Raw genomic sequence first — 17,517 nt, 5'->3', positions numbered from 1 at the left:
AACATGTCGGTTTCCCCCGAGAAGTTCGGCGACGTCAGCCGGCGGACCCTGCTGCGGCGCGCCGCGGCGGCCGGTCTGCTGGCCGTACCGGCGGCGGGTCTGCTGAGCGCCTGCGCCGGCAGCGAGCCGAGCAAGTCCGACGGCGGCGGCGCGGCCAAGAGCAAGGACAACCCGTTCGGCGTCAAGGACGGCAGCGCGGTCAAGGTGGTCGTGTTCAACGGTGGCCTGGGCGACCAGTGGGCCAAGGAGGACAAGGTCGTCTTCAACGCCAAGCACCCGAACGTCACGGTCAACATGTCTTCCACCCAGAAGATCAAGACCGAAGAGCAGCCCAAGATGGCGACGCAGCCGAGCGACCTGGTGATGAACTCGGGCGCCGACATGATGGACCGCAGCACGCTGATCAACGAGGGCGCGATCGAGCCCCTGGACGACCTGCTCACCGCGCCGGCCTGGGACAGCGAGGGGACCGTGGCCGACAGCCTGCTGCCGGGCACGGTCGCCGACGGTACGCAGAACGGCAAGTTCTACGTCGTCAACGTCGCGTACACGGTCTGGGGCAACTGGTACAACGCCGCGCTGTTCAAGAAGGAGGGGTGGACGGCGCCGACCACCTGGGACGAGTTCTTCGCGCTCGCGCCGAAGATCAAGGCCAAGGGCATGGCGCCGTACGTGCACGACGCGGTGCACGGCTACTACCCGCGCTGGGCGCTGTTCGCCAGCATCTGGAAGGCCGTCGGCAAGCAGGCCGTCGTCGACATCGACAACCTGAAGGACGGCGCCTGGAAGGCCGACGGCATCGTCGCGGCGCTGGAGCCGTGGGAGAAGCTGGTCAAGGACAAGCTGCTGCTGCCGGGCAAGCTCGACCACACCCAGTCGCAGCAGGCGTTCCTGGACGGCAAGGCGGCGTTCATCCAGGTCGGCACCTGGCTGAAGAACGAGATGGCCGCGACCATCCCGCCGGGCTTCGAGATGACCATCTCCGACTACTGGAGCAAGAGCGGCGACAAGGCGGCAAAGGACGTCTTCGCCTCCTCCGGCGAGGGCTTCGTGGTGCCGAGCAAGGCGCCGAACAAGGAGGCCGCGAAGGAGTTCCTGCGGGCCATCCTCTCCAAGGCCGGTTCGGCGAAGTTCGCCGAGCTGACCAAGTCGCTGGCGTCCACCAAGGGCTCCGGCGACAACGTCCAGGACACCGCGCTGGCGTCGGCGAACTCGCTGATGAAGAACGGCAGCTCGGACCTGATCTCGGTGAAGTTCCCGGACTTCTACGCCGACCTGGACAAGGAGAGCCAGAACCTCTCCGAGGAGCTGATGGCCGGCCGCCTGACCGCGCAGCAGTTCGTCGACAAGATGCAGGCGGCCGCCGACAAGGTCGCCAAGGATTCGTCGATCAAGAAGCAGACCCGCACCGCCTGATCACCGCGAGGAAGTGAGTCAAATGCGGCACGGAGTCGCGCGTTTCGTCACGGGCTTCCTGGCCCTGCCCGTCGCGCTGTACCTGTTCTACGTGGTGTGGCCGTTCGCCCAGGCGGCGGGATACTCGCTGACCGACTGGGGCGGGTACTCCGATTCCCAGCGCTTCGTCGGGCTGGACAACTACGTCCGGCTGTTCTCCGACGAGCTGATCCGGAAGGCGTTCTGGCACAACGTGTTCTTCCTGGTCACCGTGCCGCTGTTCACGATCGCGCTGGCCCTGTTCCTCGCGTTCCTGCTCAACGTGGGCGGACGCGAGGACAGGGCCGGCATCCGCGGGGTGTTCGGCTCCGGGATCTACAAGGTCATCTTCTTCTTCCCGCAGGTGCTGTCGCTGGTGGTCATCGCCGTCATGTGGCAGCAGATCTACCGCACCGACGGGCAGGGGTTGATCAACGGTCTGCTCATCAAGATCGGGCTGGTCGACGCGGACAACCCGATCGCCTTCACCGCCGACCCGGAGCCGTTCCTCGGCGTACCGGCGGTGCTGTGGTGGCTGCTGTTCATCGCGGTGTGGAGCGGCGCCGGCTTCTACATGGTGCTGTTCTCCGCCGCGATGCAGTCGATCCCGAAGGACATCTACGAGGCCGCGATCCTCGACGGCGCGGGCCGGTTCCACACGTTCTTCAAGGTGACGCTGCCGCTGCTGCGGGACAGCATCTCGGTCGCCTGGGTGTATCTGGGCTTCATCGCGCTGGACATGTACGCGCTGGTCTTCGTCATGACGCCGAGCCAGGGCGGGCCGAACCACGCCAGCGAGATCTTCGCCTCGGTGATCCAGTTCAACGCGTTCCAGAAGGGCCAGTTCGGTTACGCCTGCGCGATCGCCGTCGCGCTGGCCATCTTCACCATCCTGCTGGCCGCGCTCCAGCTGAGGATCACCCGCCGTGAGCGGATCGAGTACTGAGGAGGTCTGGACGATGAGCACGGTGACCCACACCTCCGGTCCGGCCCGGTCCGACACGGCACCGCCGGACCGGCCACCCGCGGACCGGCGCGCGAAGGACGTCGGCAACGGCTTCGGCGGCCGGATCTTCAACGGCTTCTCGCACCTGTTCCTCGCGGTCTGGGCGATCATGGTGGTCTACCCGCTGCTGTGGGTGGTGATGTCGGCGCTCAAGACCGACTCCGAGGTGATCCGCGAGCCGTTGTCGCTGATCCCCGACGCGTTGCAGTGGGACAACTTCGCCCGCGCCTGGACCGCCGGGATCGACAGCTTCTTCCTCAACACGCTGCTCGTGCTCGTGTTCAGCGTGACGTTGACGATGCTGCTCGGCTCGATGGCCGCGTACGCGCTGGCGCGCTTCGAGTTCCGCGGCAACCGGCTGATCTACTGGATGTTCCTGTCCGGTCTGACGCTGCCGATCTATCTGGCAGCGGTGCCGCTGTTCAAGGGCGTCTACAACACCGGGGTCAGCCTCCCGCTGCTCGGCCCGAACAAGCACCTCATGCTGATCCTGGTCTACGTGGCCTGGTCGCTGTCGTTCACGATCTTCTTCATGCACTCGTTCTTCCGGACGCTGCCCGACTCGATCGCCGAGGCGGCCCAGGTCGACGGGGCCTCGCACACCCGGACGTTCTTCAGCGTGATGCTGCCGATGGCCAAGCCGGGCCTGATCAGCATCGGCATCTTCAACGTGCTCGGCCAGTGGAACCAGTGGTACCTGCCGACGCTGCTCATGCAGTCCGTCTCCGGCGAGCCGAAGAACCAGGTGATCGCCCAGGGGCTGATCGAGCTGTCCGTCAACCAGGGCTACAAGTCCGACTGGTCCGGCCTGTTCGCCGGCGTGACAATGGCGATGCTGCCGGTGCTGATCGTGTACATCGTCTTCCAGCGCCAGGTGCAGTCCGGCCTCACCGCCGGCGTCGGCAAGTAACCCTCCGGGTGCAAGGAAGGGCCCCTTGTTAACGCTCGGCGTTAACAAGGGGCCCTTCCTCTACCGCAGGCGTTAAGAGGGGGCCCTTCCTTCCACGCGGAGCGTGTCGGGGGGAGGGGGCAGAATGCGTTCGTGCTGATGGCGGTGGTGGCGGACGAGCGGGGTGGCGGCCTGCTGCAACCGCTGCACGCCGACGGCCGCCCGGCCGGCGCGGCCGAGGAGGTCGCCGACCTGGCCGCCGCGGTGGCCGCCCGCGAGGCGGCCGGCCACCCCCGCTGGCTGTGGGCCGCCTGGGCCGGCGTCTACCCGGCGCTGCTGCGCGCCGGGGTGCGGCTCGACCGCTGCCACGACGTCGAGCTGACCGAGGCGCTGCTGCTCGGGCACGCGGGCCGGTGGGGCGAGCCGCGCGCGCTGCCGGCCGCCTGGGCCCGGGTCACCGGCGCGCCGGTCCCACCGGACCCGGCGCCCCGCCCGCCCGAGCCGCCGGGCCACGCCCAGGCCACGCTCTTCGAGCCACCGTCCGGCCCGCCCGGTCCGGGCATCACGGCGTTGACGAGGGTGTACGCCGACCAGCTTGCCCGGATCGCCGCGACCACCCACCCCGGCCGGTTCCGGTTGCTGGTGGCCGCCGAGTCGGCGGGCGCGCTGGTGGCCGCCGAGATGGGCGCGGCCGGGCTGCCGTGGCGTGCCGACGTGCACGACGCGATCCTGGCCGGCCTGCTCGGTGAGCCGTCCCCGGTCGGTGGGCCGCCGCGCCGGCTGGCCGAGTTGCAGGCCCGCATCGCCGACGCGTTCGGCGTACGCCAGGTGCACGCCGACTCGCCCGCGGAGCTGTTGCGGGCGTTCGCCCGCGCGGGCGTGGACCTGCCGAACACGCGCGCCTGGGTGCTGCGCGGGGTGGAGCACCCGGCGGCCCCGCTGGTCCTGGAATACAAGGAGCTGTACCGGATCTGGACGGCGCACGGCTGGGCCTGGCGCGACGCCTGGGTGTCCGGCGGCCGGTTCCACCCCGAGTACGTGCCGGGCGGCGTGGTCTCCGGCCGGTGGGCGACCCGGGGCGGCGGGGCATTGCAGATCCCGAAGGTGATCCGGCGGGCGGTGGTGGCGGATCCGGGCTGGACGTTCGTGGTGGCCGACGCGGGCCAGCTCGAACCGCGCGTGCTCGCGGCGGTCTCCGGCGACGAGCGGCTGGCGGCGGCCGGTGGCGCCGGTGACCTGTACGCGGCGCTGGCCCGGGACTCGTTCGGCGGTGACCGGGCGAAGGCCAAGGTGGCCCTGCTCGGGGCGATGTACGGGCAGACCGGCGGGACGGCTCTGCCCGCGCTGGCGGTGCTGCGGAAGAGCTATCCGACCGCGTTCGGCTACGTCGAGGCGGCGGCGCGCACCGGTGAGGCGGGCGGCCTGGTCCGGTCCTGGCTGGGGCGTACCTGCCCGCCCGGGTCGGCCGGGTTCGCCGAGGGGGAGGAGGCGATGCCGGACGGCGGGGCCGATCCGCACAGCCCGTCGGCCCGGGCGGCCCGCTCGCGGGGGCGCTTCACCCGCAACTTCGTCATCCAGGCCACCGCCGCCGAGTGGGCCTCCACGCTGCTCGCCACGCTGCGCACCGAGCTGGCCGGCACTGAGGCGGAGCTGGTCTTCTTCCAGCACGACGAGGTGCTTGTGCACTGCCCGGCCGGGCAGGCGGCGGCCGTCGCCGAGGCGGTCAGCGCCGCCGGCGCGCGGGCGACCCGGCTGCTGTTCGGTGACACCCCGGTCCGGTTCCCGCTGGACCTGTCCACTGTCGATTGCTACGCGGACGCGGCATAGTCACACAATTTTCCGTTTTGCCCCGCTACCCGCCTCCGGCCGCGCTCGTTGGGCCCGGTGTGCGTACGACGGGACGGACCGGGCGGCTGTGCCCGGTCCGTCCCCTGATCGAGGGGGCACCGCTGAACCGGATCGCTGCAATGATCATCGCCGCCGGTGGCGGCCGCCGCATCGGCGGACCTGAAGCGCTGCTGCACCAGGGCGAGAAGCCACTGGTCAGCCGAATGGTCGACACGCTGGCCGAGGCGGGCTGCGCGCAGGTCGTGGTGGTGCTGGGCGCGGCGGCCGAGCAGGTAAGGCAGACCACCGACCTGAGCGGCGCCACAGTCGTGGTCAACCGCGCCTGGGGCACCGGGGTCGGTTCCTCGATCCGGGCCGGGCTCGCCGCGCTCACCGACGACGACATCGAGGCGGTGGTCGTGGTGCCGGTGGACATGCCCGGGCTCACCGCTGCGGCGGTCCGCCGGGTGACCGCGCTGCCGTACCCGGACGTGCTGGTCTGCGCCACCTACGACGGGTTGCGCGGCTACCCGATGCTGTTCGGCCGCCGGCACTGGTCCGGCATCGCCACCCTGGCCAGCGCCGACGTCGGCGCACGGCCGTACCTGCTGGCGCACAAGGACCAGATCGTCGACATCGCCTGCGACTCGGTGGCCGACGGCAGCCGGATCGACAGCCCGGAGCTGATGGCGCTCTACGGCCTGTCCATCCCCGAACAGCGCGTCGGCGCCTGACGCGCGCCCCGCTGTCGGACCCGGATGCCACGATGGGCGTCATGGCCTACGACGAGGACCTGGCGAACCGGGTACGGGAACGCCTCGGGCCCGAGCCCGGCGTCACCGAGCGGCGCATGTTCGGCGGCCTGGCGATGATGGTGCGCGGCAACATGGCGGTGGTCGTGCGCGGCGCGGGCGGCCTGATGGTCCGGGTCGATCCGGCCGAGGCCGAGCGCGCGCTGGCCGAGCCCGGCGCCGAGGCGACGCTCATGCGGGGCCGGGAGATGCGGGGCTGGGTGACCGTGTCGCCCGATGTCTGCGAGCGCGACGCCGACCTGGCCCGCTGGGTCGAGCGGGGCGTCCGCTCCGCGCGCACCCTGCCCGCGAAGTAGCGTGCGAGCGCGCGTTGCCGGCGACGTAGCGCGGGTAAACCCGGCTGCGCGGCCGGTACCGCCCGGCCTACGCTCCTGACCTGCTGCCGACCACGGCGGCGGATCGGAGACGGGCGGATGGCTGTTCACCTCTACGCGGTAAGCCTCGACGCGGGCGACCCGCTGCCGCTCGCGCGGTTCTGGTCCGGTGTGCTCGGCCGGGAGATCCTCGACGACCCGCGCGAGGGCGTGGCGCTCGGCGGCGACGCCCACAGCGACTTCCGGATCCGGTTCCTGCCCAACAACGCGCCGAAGACCGTGCAGAACCGGATCCACTTCGACCTGACGAGCGCGTCGCCGCAGGCCCAGCGAGACACCGTCGACCGGGCGCTGGCACTGGGCGGGCGGCACATCGACATCGGCCAGGGCCCCGACGACGACCAGGTGGTGCTCGCCGACCCGGAGGGCAACGAGTTCTGCGTCATCGGGGCGGGCAACACCTTCCTCGCCGGCTGCGGCCCGCTCGGCGCGGTCAACTGCGACGGCACCCGGGCGGCCGGCCTCTTCTGGCGCGAGGCGCTGGGCTGGCCGCTGGTCTGGGACCAGGGCGAGGAGACCGCGATCCAATCGCCGCGCGGGGGCGCGAAGGTCACCTGGAGCGGCCCGCCACTGATGCCCAGCGGCGGGCGGGACCGCGTACACCTGGACCTGGTCGCGACCGGTGACCGGGACGCGGAGATCGACCGGCTGTGCGCGCTCGGCGCGAGCCGGGCCGGCACAGGCCGGCACACCGCCGAGGACGTGATGCTGGCCGACCCGGACGGCACCGCGTTCTGCCTGCTGACACCCCGCTGAGGCGGGTGCGGCCCCTCCCTGTGGGCGAGGGACCGCACCCGCACCGATCAGCGCAGCCGCAGGCTCGGTTCCAGCGTCACCTCGAACAGCCGGTCCCACGGCAGCTCGACCCGCACCGCCGTGACCCCGGTCCAGCGTCGCGGTGAGCGCCGGCCTGCCCGCCCCCACCTCGACGCGGTGAGGCGCTACCGTTCCGATCGGACGGTCGTCGTGCCGTCCGCACGGGGAGGGGACAACATGGGCGCCAGCGTCGCTCGACATCTCGCCGGAGCCGCGGCGGCCTGGCTCGCCGTCGTCGCGGAGGCGGTGCTCGGCTACCTCGGCCTGCTGGCGTACGCGCTGGTCACCGGCGCCGACCCGGGCGGCCCGCTGGCCGGGCCACTGCTGGTGCTGATCGCGGCGCTGCTCGGCGTGGCCGGGCTGCCACTGCTGTTCGCGCCGGCCGTCGCGCTCGGCGAGGCCGCGGGCCGGCGGCGGGTCGGCCCGGCGCTGGCGTACGCGGGGCTCGTCGCGGTCGTGCTGGCCGCCGGGTACACCACGGCGATCGCGGTCGCCACGGACGTGCCGGGCGCCCGGGTGCCGCTCGTGACCGGGATCGGCGCGCTGCTGGCCCTCCCGCCGACGGCGGCGTACGCGCTCACCGCCGGCGGAGTGGGACGGGCGGCCCGGTTGATCCGGCGCCGGACGGCCACTGCCGGTCCGCTGCGCACCGAGGCGGGCTGACCCGGGCCGCTCCTGGACGTGCGCTCCGGCTACACCTGGATGTTGAAGCGTTGCAGCACCGACGGGGCGACCAGCCCCAGCGCGGCCAGCACGGAGAGCACCGTCATCGCGGTGCGCAGCACGACGGTCTCGGCCTTGCTGCCGGTGCGCAGGGCGATCTTGTTCGGGAGCCCGATCATCGTCCACATCCGGCGTTTGATCGGGATGGGCCAGAGGATCGGCACGCCGGCTCGGGTGATCATGTCGCCGAGGATGTGCACGAAGCAGCCCACCCCGACCGCGAGGCCGATCATCGGATAGCCGCGGTCACCGGGCAGGTTGGCGAACGTGAACCAGGCTGCGGCGGCGGACACCAGCGTGACCACCACCCAACCGGCGCGCTCGGCCCACTCGTCGAAGAGCCCGCGCAGCGCCAGGCCGATCATGAAGAAGAGGATGCCGACCACCGCCCACTTGCCGTAGTGGGCGCAGAGCGCGGTGGTGCCCCAGCCGACGAGCACCGTGAACGGGATGGTGTGGGTCAGCGTGCGGTGCCCGTTGTTGCGGCGTGGATCCTTGCTGAGCTTGGTGGCGTAGTAGACGCCGAGCGAGATCTTCTCCACCACCTCGGCGACGAAGAGGCTGAACACGCCGAACGTGCGCGCCACGGTGGCGCCACCCTGGTTCCGGGTGACCTTGCCGGACAGGTCGAGGTCGGGGAAGAGCGCCCCGCCGGCGCAGACCGCGGTGCCCACCGCCACCGCCAGCGGTGTCTGGTGGTAGTCCGCGAACTGGGCCATCGCCCAGGAGCCGGTCAGCCACACCGCCGCGCCCGAGAGCGCGTGGGACGGTCCCATCATCTCGGCTCGCCCTTCCCGAAGATCTTGATCTACGAAACTACGCCACTGTAGTCAGCCGGTACGACGGCGGGGCATCACCCGGACGGTCCACAGGGGAAGGAGCAGCCGGGGACGCCGAGGTTCAGCCCGCGGTACGGGTGGGCCGGACCGTGCCGAGGCTCGCGCGGATGACCGCGAACTGTTTCGAGGCCGCCTGCCAGTCGGCGTCGGACGTGGTCCAGCCGAGCGTCCAGCCGGCCCGCTCGCCCGGCAGTACGCGCAACGCGTGCATCCGCTCCCCGTACGGCGCTGTCCACAGGCACTCCCATGCCGCTCCCGGGCCGTCGGGCTCCAACCGGAGCTTCTGGTACAGCGGCAGCCGGCCGGCGGATTTCAGGTCCCGCTCGGACGACTTCAACCGGCCCACCGGATCGCCGCCCGGGTAGGGCTCGACGCCGAGGATGCGCCGGGTGGCCGGGTCCTGGAAGCAGGTGGTGTCGCCGGAGCGCAGTTGCAGCCAGCCGGCGGGCAGCGCGATGCGGAAGCCGCCGGTGTCGGCGGGCCAGACCCAGCCGGCCGGAACCGTCACCGGCGGGTTGTCGGGGGGCGGCCCCTTGCGGACCGGTGTGCCGGCCACGTCGGGCCGGACGCAGGGGAACGGCGGGGGCGGCATGCCCGGCCCGGGCGGGCGGTCCCAGGGGCGGACGACAGCCTCGGTGGACGTGCTCGCCTGCGGCGGATCGTCGTGGCCGCCGCTGATCGCCAGCGCGGTGCCCACGCCCGTCGCCACCGCCAGCAGCACGGCGCCCAGCACGAGCCCCCAGCGGTGCAGCGGGTTCCCGTCGGCGGCGGGCAGCGGCGGGTCGGCGGGGCGGGGGACCCCGGCGGGGCGGGGCGGGGCGGGGTGCACAGCGCCGCTGTCGACCGGCCCGCTGTGCGCGACCGGGGGAGGCTTGGCCACCGGCGCGGAGCCGGGACCACCGATGCGCACCGGACTGAGGGCGTCGGCGCGGGGGGCCGACTCGGGCCCGCCCGGGCTGCCCGGATCGACGAAGCTGGTGAGGACCGTGGGACCGAGACTGATCGGGCCGGGGCGGGCCGGCCCGGCCCGGGGCGGGTCCGGCTCCGTGGCGGCGGCCGGGTCGTTCTGCCCCGGCGGGCCGGCCCGGCCGCGCTCCGGTGCGCCCGCCGGGGCACGATCCGGGTCCCCGGCCCGGTCCCGATCCGGGTCACCGGCCCGGGCGTGCTCCGGCGGCGCAGCCCGGCCGACGGCGACCGGGCGATCGGCCGCACCCTGGCGATCGGCCGCACCTGGGCGGTTGGCCGCACCGGGGCCGGCAGGTGCGGCCGGGCCACCGGCCGCGCCCGAACCTCCGTCGGCGGCCGGACCGCCTGACGCATCCGGGCGGCGGTCCGCATCCGGCCCACCGGCCGCGGACGACGGGGACGGGAGGCCGCCGGAATCCGAGCGGCGGCCGGCCGAACCCGGCACGTCCGCCGGTCCGGTGGCCTCGGCCGCGTCGCCCGGTGGCGGCGCGCGGTCGCCCTCGGCGGGCGGGGCCCACTCGCTGCGCTTCGCCGCCCGGTTCCACGCCCGCGCGGCGGCGGCCGGCGGCATCAGGTCCGGGTAGATGCCGCCAGCTGGTGCGGCCGGGCTTCCCGGGAGCGCCGCACCGTCACCGGCGGCGCCGCGTGCCGGGACGTCGGCCTCGCGGCCGGCCCCCGCCCGGTCGGAGGACGCGGCGGTGGCGCGGCCGGCTGATCCGGCGGCCTCCGCGTCGGCCTCCGACACCGCCGCGACGCCGAGCAGCCGGGCCGTCTCGCGGTGCCCCATGCGGGTACGTGGATCGCGGCGCAGCAGCCCGGCCAGCACCGGCGTCAGCGGACCGGCGTGCGGCGCCGGGTCGGGCGGCCGGGTGGCGAGCGCGGCGAGCGTGGCCATCGCGGTGCTGCGGGCGTACGGCGAGCGGCCCTCCACCGCGGCGTGCAGCGTCGCGCCGAGCGACCACATGTCCGCCTCGACGCTGGACACACCCTCGGCGGCCCGTTCCGGGGCGACGTACTGCGGGGAGCCGAGGACAAGGCCGGGACGGGTCATGGCGCCGTCACCGCCCTCGAACACGGCCAGCCCGAAGTCGGTGAGCAGCACCCGCCCGTCCCGTGCCAGCAGCACGTTCGCGGGCTTCACGTCCCGGTGCAGCACCCCGGCGTCGTGGGCGGCGCGCAGCGCGGCGAGCACCGACAGGCCGATCTCGGCGGCCCGCCCGGGCGGCAGCGGCCCGTCGCTCTCGATGATCTCCTGGAGCGAGCGGGACGGGACGTACTCCATGATCAGCCAGGGCTCACCCTGGACCCGGACCACGTCGTAGACCCGTACCACGTTGGGGTGGTTGAGCCGCGCGGACGTGCGCGCCTCGCGCAGCGTACGGGCGCGCAGCTCGTCCCGCTCGTTCTCGGCGAGCCAGTTCGGCGGCACCACCTGCTTCACCGCGACCTCGCGTTGCAGCTCCTCGTCGCGCGCCCGCCAGACCTGGCCCATCCCGCCGCGGCCGACCAGTTCGAGCAGGCGGTACCGCCCCGCGATCACTACCTCCCGCACCGCACTCCTCACCGCTGGTCAGTGGTCCACAATAGCCAACGGATCGGACGGTACCTATCGCATGTCAGTGCGTCATGTCCTCCGGGGGCCTAACTTGCCGCGCCGGCGAGCAGGTTCCCCTCCGGCACGGCGATCGGGGACCGGTCGCCGGCGAGCAGGGTGGTGGCCCGGCGGGCCTGGAACGCGTCGTGGTCGCGGCGGGCGGTCGCGTAGGCGGCAGCGGTCCGGGCGGCGATCGCCGACCAGGTGTAGCGCCGGCTGACCATGGTCCGCGCCCTGCGTGCCACCCGCCGGGCGAACACCTCGTCGCCGAGCAGCCGGTCGACGGCGCCGGCCAGCGCGTCCGGATCGCCGTGCGGGAAGGTCACCCCGGTCACCCCGGGCTCGACGATCTCGGCCAGCCCGCCCGTGCGGGCCACCGCGAGCGGCGCTCCGGCGGCCGCCGCCTCCAGTGCGATCATGCCGAACGGCTCGTAGAGGCTGGGAATGACCGTGGCGTCGGTGGCGGCCAGCACCGCGGGGAGCTGGGTGGCGTTCATGAAACCGGCGAACCGGACCGTGTCCCCCAGGTGCAGCCGCCGTGCCTGGTCGACCAGCTCGTCCCGGTACGGCCCGTCCCCGGCGATCACCACCCGCAGGCCGGGGTGCCGCTTCGCCAGGTGCGGCACTGCGTGCACCAGGTGCTGCACGCCCTTCTCGTAGACCAGCCGGCCGGCGTACCCGACGAGCGGGCCGCCCGCCGCGAAGCGGGCCCGAGCGGAGGCCACCGCGTGCGGCCGCGCCCGCCAGGCCCGGTCGTCGACGCCGTTGGGGACCACGTCGATGCGCCCGGCCGGTACGCCGAACAGCCGTGCCACCTGGTCGCGCATGTAGCCGGAGCAGGCGATCACCCGGCCCGAGGCGTTGCTCAGCCAGTGCTCGACGCCGTGGATGGTTCGGTTCATCTCCTCCGGCAGCCAGCCCTGGTGCCGGCCCGCCTCGGTGGCGTGGATGGTGGTCACCAGCGGGACGTCCAGGTGCTCGGCCAGCGTGACGGCGGTGTGCGCGACGAGCCAGTCGTGGGCGTGGATCACGTCGTAGGTGCCGGACGAGGCGGCGCGCAGCGCGGCCCGGGTCAGCGTGTGGTTGAACGCCATGGTCCAGGCCAGCAGCGAGCCCGTGGCGAGCGGGAATCGGACCGGGTCCTCGGCGGCGCGGACGACGCGTACGCCGTCGGCGTACTCCTCCAGGGGAGCGCCCTCGGCGTGGCGGGTGACGACTGTGACCTCGTGCCCGGCGGCGGCCAGGGCGACCGACAGGGCGTGTACGTGGCGGCCGAGCCCGCCGACGAGCACCGGCGGGTACTCCCAGGAGAGCAGCAGCACCCGCAGGCGCCGGGCGGGCTGGATGTCGATCACTTCGGCGTCGGCTGACACGCGGCCCCCTTTGAGTTGTGGCGTCCCCACCCCGGGCGGCGTCGCCGCGGTGTCCGGTGGGGTCGCCGCCCATCCTGCCGAGGGGTCGATAACCGGCGGCGACGCGCCGGTTGCCGGTCTGTAACGCGTTACCGGCGCATCCGCCGCACGCGCAGCAGTTCGGCCACCGACCACGCCTGGAACGGGCAGCCGGTGGCCGCGTGCGGGGGCGTGCCCTCGGCGGTCTCGCTCACCGAGCCGAGGCCGTCCTCGGTGAGGTGGCCCACCAGTCCCACCAGCAGGTCGTCGGTGGGCAGCCCGGCCCGGCGGTACGCGTCCAGCAGCGGCCCGGTCAGCCACGGCCAGACGGTGCCCTGGTGGTACGCGGAGTCCCGCTCGGCGGGCCCACCCCGGTGCCGTCCGGTGAAGCCGGGGGAGTCCGGGGCGAGGCTGCGCGGGCCGAGCGGGGTGAACAACGCCTCGGTGATCCGGCGCAACGTCACCTCGTCCGGTTCCAGCGGCGCGTGCGGCAGCGACCAGGCGAGCAGTTGGTTGGGGCGCAGCAGGTCGTCGTCGTGGTGCGCGGCCCCGCCCAGCGGGTACGCGGGCGCCGGTGCGTCCACTACGTCGTGCAGCCAGCCGGCCGGGGCGGGGAAACGCTCCCGGAACGCGGCGGTGGCCCGGTCGTGCAGGGCGTGCAGCCCGGCGGCGTCGCGTCCGGCCAGCTCGGTCAGCTCGGCGAGCCCGGCCAGCCCGTTGATCCACAGCGCGTTGACCTCGACCGGCTTGCCGGTACGCGGGGTCACCGGCACGCCGTACACCCGGGCGTCCATCCAGGTCAGCGCCACGTCCGGCGGGCCGCCCTGGGCCAGCAGCCCGTCGGCCGGGTCCACGCCGATGCCGTACCGGGTGCCCGCCACGTGCGCCTCGACGACGCCGTGCAGCGCGGGCAGCAGCTCGTCGCCGAGGTCGGTGTCGCCGGTGACCGTGACGTGCCGGTGGACCGCGTGCAGGAACCACAGCGTCGCGTCCACGGTGTTGTACTCGACCCGGCCGGTGTCGGCGGTGTTCGCCAGCATGCCCTCGTTCAGCGTGGCCGCGTACGCCCGCAGCAGGTCCCGGCCCTCGTCGGCGCGGCCGGTGCACAGGAACAGGCCCTCGTAGGAGATCATCGTGTCCCGCGACCAGGCGCCGAACCAGGGGTAGCCGGCGACCACGTCCGGGCCGGTCGCGGTGCGTACCACGAACGCGTCGGCGGCCAGCGCGAGCGTCGCCTCGACCGTGTCGCCGGGTTTCGCCGCGGCCACCACCGCCCGGCTGCGCCGCCGGGTGGCCTCCACCACCGCGGTCGCCGGTGGCGGCTCCTCGGCCAGGCCGTCCGCCCAGGCCAGCACCGACACGGTAGCGCCCGGCTCGTCGAGCGCGCCGGTGAACCGGCCCGCGTACCAGAGGTCCTCGTCCGGGTGCAGGCCGCGCTCGGCCTCCACCCGGTGACGCACCCCGTGCCACCACTGCCCCTCCGGGGTCCAGTCCGGCCCGGACAGGCGGTACGCGCCGTCGACCACGGCGCCGCCCGCAGCCGGCTCCAGCCGGGGCGCCGGGCCGTCCGCCCGCCGCTCGCCGTGCGCGTCGCGCCAGGTGCAGGCCGCCGCCAGGTCCAGCCGCACCGGGCCGCCGGAGATCAGCCGGTGCACCACCGCCACGCAGGAGCGGCCGTACGTCATGGCGATCTCCCGCTCGATCACCACGTCGCCGATGCGCCAGCGCCAGCGCGGCACCCCGTCGGCCAGGTCGAAGTGCTCCAGCAGCTCGAAGCCGCGCGGGTCCACCACGCCCGAGGACCACTCGTGCGCGCCGAGGCGGACCTGCCGCCCCGACGGCAGGGTCACCGCCGGATCGAGGCTCACGAGTCCCACCTTGCGGGACGCGGGCGTGTCACCGGCCACCACGAGCAGTCCGTGGTACCGGCGGGTACGCAGCCCGGCCACGGTGCCCATGGCGTACCCGCCGCGCCCGTCCGTGACCAGCCATTCCCGCGCGGCGGCGGTGGACAGCTCGCCGCAGACCCGCGGCCCGAAACGGATGTCGATCAACTTTCCTCCACCGGCAGCGAGGTGTGACATGCCACGGCGACAATGGCCGCTGTGGAGAAGTACCCGGGCGGCGTCGAAGATGAGCCAGTGATCACCGACCGGTCGACCTCCGCGTCCCCCGACCCCGAGCGGCACCGGCTCGCCCAGGCCGACGCCGGGGAGCAGGACTGGCGCGCATGGGGCCCCTATCTGTCCGAGCGGGCGTGGGGGACGGTACGGGAGGACTACAGCGAGCACGGCACGGCGTGGGACTACTTCCCCCACGACCACGCGCGGTCCCGAGCGTACCGGTGGAACGAGGACGGCATGGCGGGCGTCTGCGACGACCGGCAGACGTTCTGCTTCGCCCTCGCGCTGTGGAACGGGCGCGACCCGATCCTCAAGGAGCGGATGTTCGGCCTCGGCGGCGACGGCGGCAACCACGGGGAGGACGTCAAGGAGTACTGGTGGTACCTCGACAGCACCCCGACGCACTCCTTCATGCGCTGGCGCTACCACTACCCGCAGGCCGCCTTCCCGTACGACGAGCTGGTCGCGGTGAACGCGCTGCGCGGCCGGGACGACACCGAGTACGAGCTGGTCGACACCGGCATCTTCGACGACGACAGGTACTGGGCGGTCACAGTCGACTACGCCAAGGCGTCCCCGGCCGACATGTGCGTGCTGATCACCGTGGCGAACCGGGGCGACCAGGACGCGACGCTGCACGTGCTGCCCACGCTGTGGTTCCGCAACACCTGGGCGTGGGGCCTGCCCGGCACCGACCGGGTGCCGAGGCTGACCGGCGAGGAGGCCGGGACGCGGGGCGGCGCCCGGCTCGTCGGTGACCACTGGGTGCTCGGCCAGCTGCTGCTGGAGGGCGACGGCGACCCGGTGCCGCTGCTGTGCGACAACGAGACGAACGCCGAGCGGCTGTGGGGGCTACCAGGGCGGTCGCCGTACCCGAAGGACGGCATCAACGACCACGTGGTGGCCGGCGCGGACACCGTCAACCCGGAGCGCACCGGCACCAAGGGCGCGCTGCACTACGTGCTGGACGTGCCGGCGGGCCAGAAGCGGCAGATCCGGTTGCGGCTGACCCGTACCGCGCCGCCGCCGGCCGCCGCGCCGCCCGCCCCGGCCGACCTGGGCGACGGGTTCGACACCGTGCTGTGGGCCCGCCGGGCCGAGGCGAACCGGTTCTTCGACAGCGTCATCCCGGCCGCCGCCACCGCCGACGAGGCACTGGTGGCCCGCCAGGCCATCGCCGGGCTGATGTGGGGCAAGCAGTTCTACCACTTCGACGTCGAACGGTGGCTGGCCGGCGACCCCGGCTCCGCGCCGCCGCCGGCCGGCCGCCGGCACGGGCGCAACAGCGCCTGGTGGCACATGAACAGCTTCGACGTGATCTCCATGCCGGACCCGTGGGAATACCCCTGGTACGCGGCCTGGGACCTGGCCTTCCACTGCGTCACCATCGCCCGGGTCGACCCGGGCTTCGCCAAGGAGCAGATCCTGCTGCTGCTGCGCGAGTGGTACCTGCACCCCAACGGGCAGATCCCGGCGTACGAGTGGGCGTTCGGGGACGTCAACCCGCCGGTGCACGCCTGGGCGGCGCTGAAGGTCTTCGAGATCGACGGCGCCCGCGACCACGAGTTCCTCGCCCGGGTGATGCACAAGCTGCTGCTCAACTTCACCTGGTGGGTCAACCGCAAGGACACCGGCGGCAACAACGTCTTCGAGGGCGGCTTCCTCGGGCTGGACAACGTCGGCCCGTTCGACCGCTCGGCCGCGCTGCCGGTGGCAGGGGTGCTGGAGCAGTCCGACGGCACCGGCTGGATGGCCATGTACGCGCTCAACCTGCTCGACATGGCGATCGTGCTGGCCGAGCACGACCGCACGTACGCCGACACCGCCACCAAGTTCTTCGAGCACTTCGCGTACATCGCCGCGGCGGCGTACCACCAGGGGCTCTGGGACGCCGAGGACGCGTTCTTCTACGACGTGCTGCGGCTCGCCGACGGCACCAAGGTGCCGCTGAAGGTCCGCTCGGTGGTCGGGCTGCTGCCGCTGGCCGCTGTCACCCGGCTGACCGCCCGGACCATGCGCCGCCTGCCGGAACTGGGCGCGCGGCTGCGCTGGTTCCTCACCAACCGCCCCGAGTACGCCGAGGTGATCGGCGCCCGCCGGCTCGGGCCGGACGGCCGCCAGCAGCGGCTGCTGTCGATGGTCGCCCCGGACCAGGTGGTACGCCTGCTGGCCCGGATGCTCGACACCGACGAGTTCCTCTCCGAGTACGGGCTGCGTACGCTGTCCCGGGCCCACCTGGACAAGCCGTTCACAGTCATGCTCGGCGGGCAGGAGTTCAGCGTCGGCTACGAGCCGGCCGAGTCGACCAGCGGCCTGTTCGGCGGCAACTCCAACTGGCGCGGCCCGATCTGGATGCCGACGAACTTCCTGCTGATCAGCGCGCTGCGCGACTACGCCGCGTTCTTCGGCGACGACCTCCAGGTCGAGTACCCGACCCGGTCCGGCGTCAAGCGTACGCTGGACGAGATCGCCGACGACCTGTCCGCGCGGCTGATCTCGCTGTTCACCCGCGACGACTGGGGACGGCGGCCGATCTACGGCGCCGCGCAGCTCTTCCAGACCCACCCGGACTGGCGCGACCTGATCTGCTTCCCGGAGTACTTCCACGGCGACAACGGCGCCGGCCTGGGCGCCTGGCACCAGACCGGCTGGACCGCGCTGGTCGCCGACCTGATCCTCACCTTGCGTCGCTGACGCGTGGGGCGCGGCGGGACACCGCCGCG

Annotated in this window: 13 protein-coding genes; 9 read left to right on the top strand and 4 right to left on the bottom strand. The window is 73.3% G+C overall.

Translation table 11 applies throughout. The features are described 5' to 3' along the window. Positions 1-3: 3 nt before the first annotated feature. The 8 genes from ngcE (at position 4) to AB0B20_RS20545 (ending at position 7,821) form a co-directional block, all read left to right on the top strand. Positions 4-1,416: an N-acetylglucosamine/diacetylchitobiose ABC transporter substrate-binding protein gene (gene ngcE / locus AB0B20_RS20580; RefSeq protein WP_357388075.1), complete on the top strand. Its 1,413-nt coding sequence runs from the start codon at positions 4-6 to the stop codon at positions 1,414-1,416. A gap of 22 nt (positions 1,417-1,438) precedes the next feature. Continuing rightward, complete coding sequence (locus AB0B20_RS20575; RefSeq protein ID WP_120569017.1) at positions 1,439-2,380, top strand: sugar ABC transporter permease; 942 nt, start codon at positions 1,439-1,441, stop codon at positions 2,378-2,380. A 13-nt stretch (positions 2,381-2,393) separates the two neighbouring features. Next, positions 2,394-3,350 carry a carbohydrate ABC transporter permease gene (locus AB0B20_RS20570; RefSeq protein WP_357388077.1) on the top strand — a complete coding sequence of 319 codons (957 nt, stop codon included), beginning with the start codon at positions 2,394-2,396 and terminating at the stop codon, positions 3,348-3,350. Between the two features lie 138 nt (positions 3,351-3,488). After that, positions 3,489-5,156, top strand: a complete 1,668-nt coding sequence (locus AB0B20_RS20565; protein ID WP_357472635.1) for a bifunctional 3'-5' exonuclease/DNA polymerase — start codon at positions 3,489-3,491, stop codon at positions 5,154-5,156. 140 nt (positions 5,157-5,296) lie between these two features. Then, entirely contained in the window at positions 5,297-5,890 is a 594-nt protein-coding gene (locus AB0B20_RS20560) for a nucleotidyltransferase family protein (RefSeq protein ID WP_357472520.1), read from the top strand. Between the two features lie 41 nt (positions 5,891-5,931). Then, on the top strand, positions 5,932-6,264 hold the full coding sequence (locus AB0B20_RS20555; protein ID WP_357472517.1) for a TfoX/Sxy family protein: 333 nt from the start codon (positions 5,932-5,934) through the stop codon (positions 6,262-6,264). A 117-nt stretch (positions 6,265-6,381) separates the two neighbouring features. After that, the gene (locus AB0B20_RS20550; RefSeq protein ID WP_357472514.1) at positions 6,382-7,098 is read left to right on the top strand and encodes a VOC family protein; all 717 of its coding nucleotides are present in this window, start codon (positions 6,382-6,384) and stop codon (positions 7,096-7,098) included. A 237-nt stretch (positions 7,099-7,335) separates the two neighbouring features. Further along, on the top strand, positions 7,336-7,821 hold the full coding sequence (locus AB0B20_RS20545) for a hypothetical protein (RefSeq protein ID WP_357472511.1): 486 nt from the start codon (positions 7,336-7,338) through the stop codon (positions 7,819-7,821). Positions 7,822-7,850: 29 nt separating this feature from the next. Here AB0B20_RS20545 and AB0B20_RS20540 read toward each other — a convergent pair whose 3' ends face one another. The 4 genes from AB0B20_RS20540 to AB0B20_RS20525 all read right to left on the bottom strand — a co-directional run bounded on the left by AB0B20_RS20540 (position 7,851) and on the right by AB0B20_RS20525 (position 14,725). Continuing rightward, positions 7,851-8,660 carry a metal-dependent hydrolase gene (locus tag AB0B20_RS20540; RefSeq protein WP_357472508.1) on the bottom strand — a complete coding sequence of 270 codons (810 nt, stop codon included), beginning with the start codon at positions 8,658-8,660 and terminating at the stop codon, positions 7,851-7,853. Positions 8,661-8,781: 121 nt separating this feature from the next. Beyond that, a complete protein-coding gene (locus tag AB0B20_RS20535) occupies positions 8,782-11,238 on the bottom strand; it encodes a protein kinase (protein WP_357472505.1) in 2,457 nt (818 codons plus the stop codon). Between the two features lie 89 nt (positions 11,239-11,327). Continuing rightward, positions 11,328-12,653: a glycosyltransferase family 4 protein gene (locus AB0B20_RS20530; protein ID WP_357472502.1), complete on the bottom strand. Its 1,326-nt coding sequence runs from the start codon at positions 12,651-12,653 to the stop codon at positions 11,328-11,330. Positions 12,654-12,781: 128 nt separating this feature from the next. After that, complete coding sequence (locus AB0B20_RS20525) at positions 12,782-14,725, bottom strand: amylo-alpha-1,6-glucosidase (RefSeq protein ID WP_357472499.1); 1,944 nt, start codon at positions 14,723-14,725, stop codon at positions 12,782-12,784. A 42-nt stretch (positions 14,726-14,767) separates the two neighbouring features. Between AB0B20_RS20525 and AB0B20_RS20520 the strand changes: the two genes are divergently transcribed. Then, entirely contained in the window at positions 14,768-17,488 is a 2,721-nt protein-coding gene (locus AB0B20_RS20520) for a glucosidase (RefSeq protein WP_357472496.1), read from the top strand. Positions 17,489-17,517 lie beyond the last annotated feature (29 nt).

Origin of the sequence: Micromonospora sp. NPDC049151, from assembly GCF_040648395.1 — a bacterium.
In the GTDB taxonomy this organism is placed as follows: Bacteria; Actinomycetota; Actinomycetes; order Mycobacteriales; family Micromonosporaceae; genus Micromonospora.
Note: the sequence above shows the minus strand (reverse complement) of the source record. Positions and strands in the feature narration are given on the sequence as shown.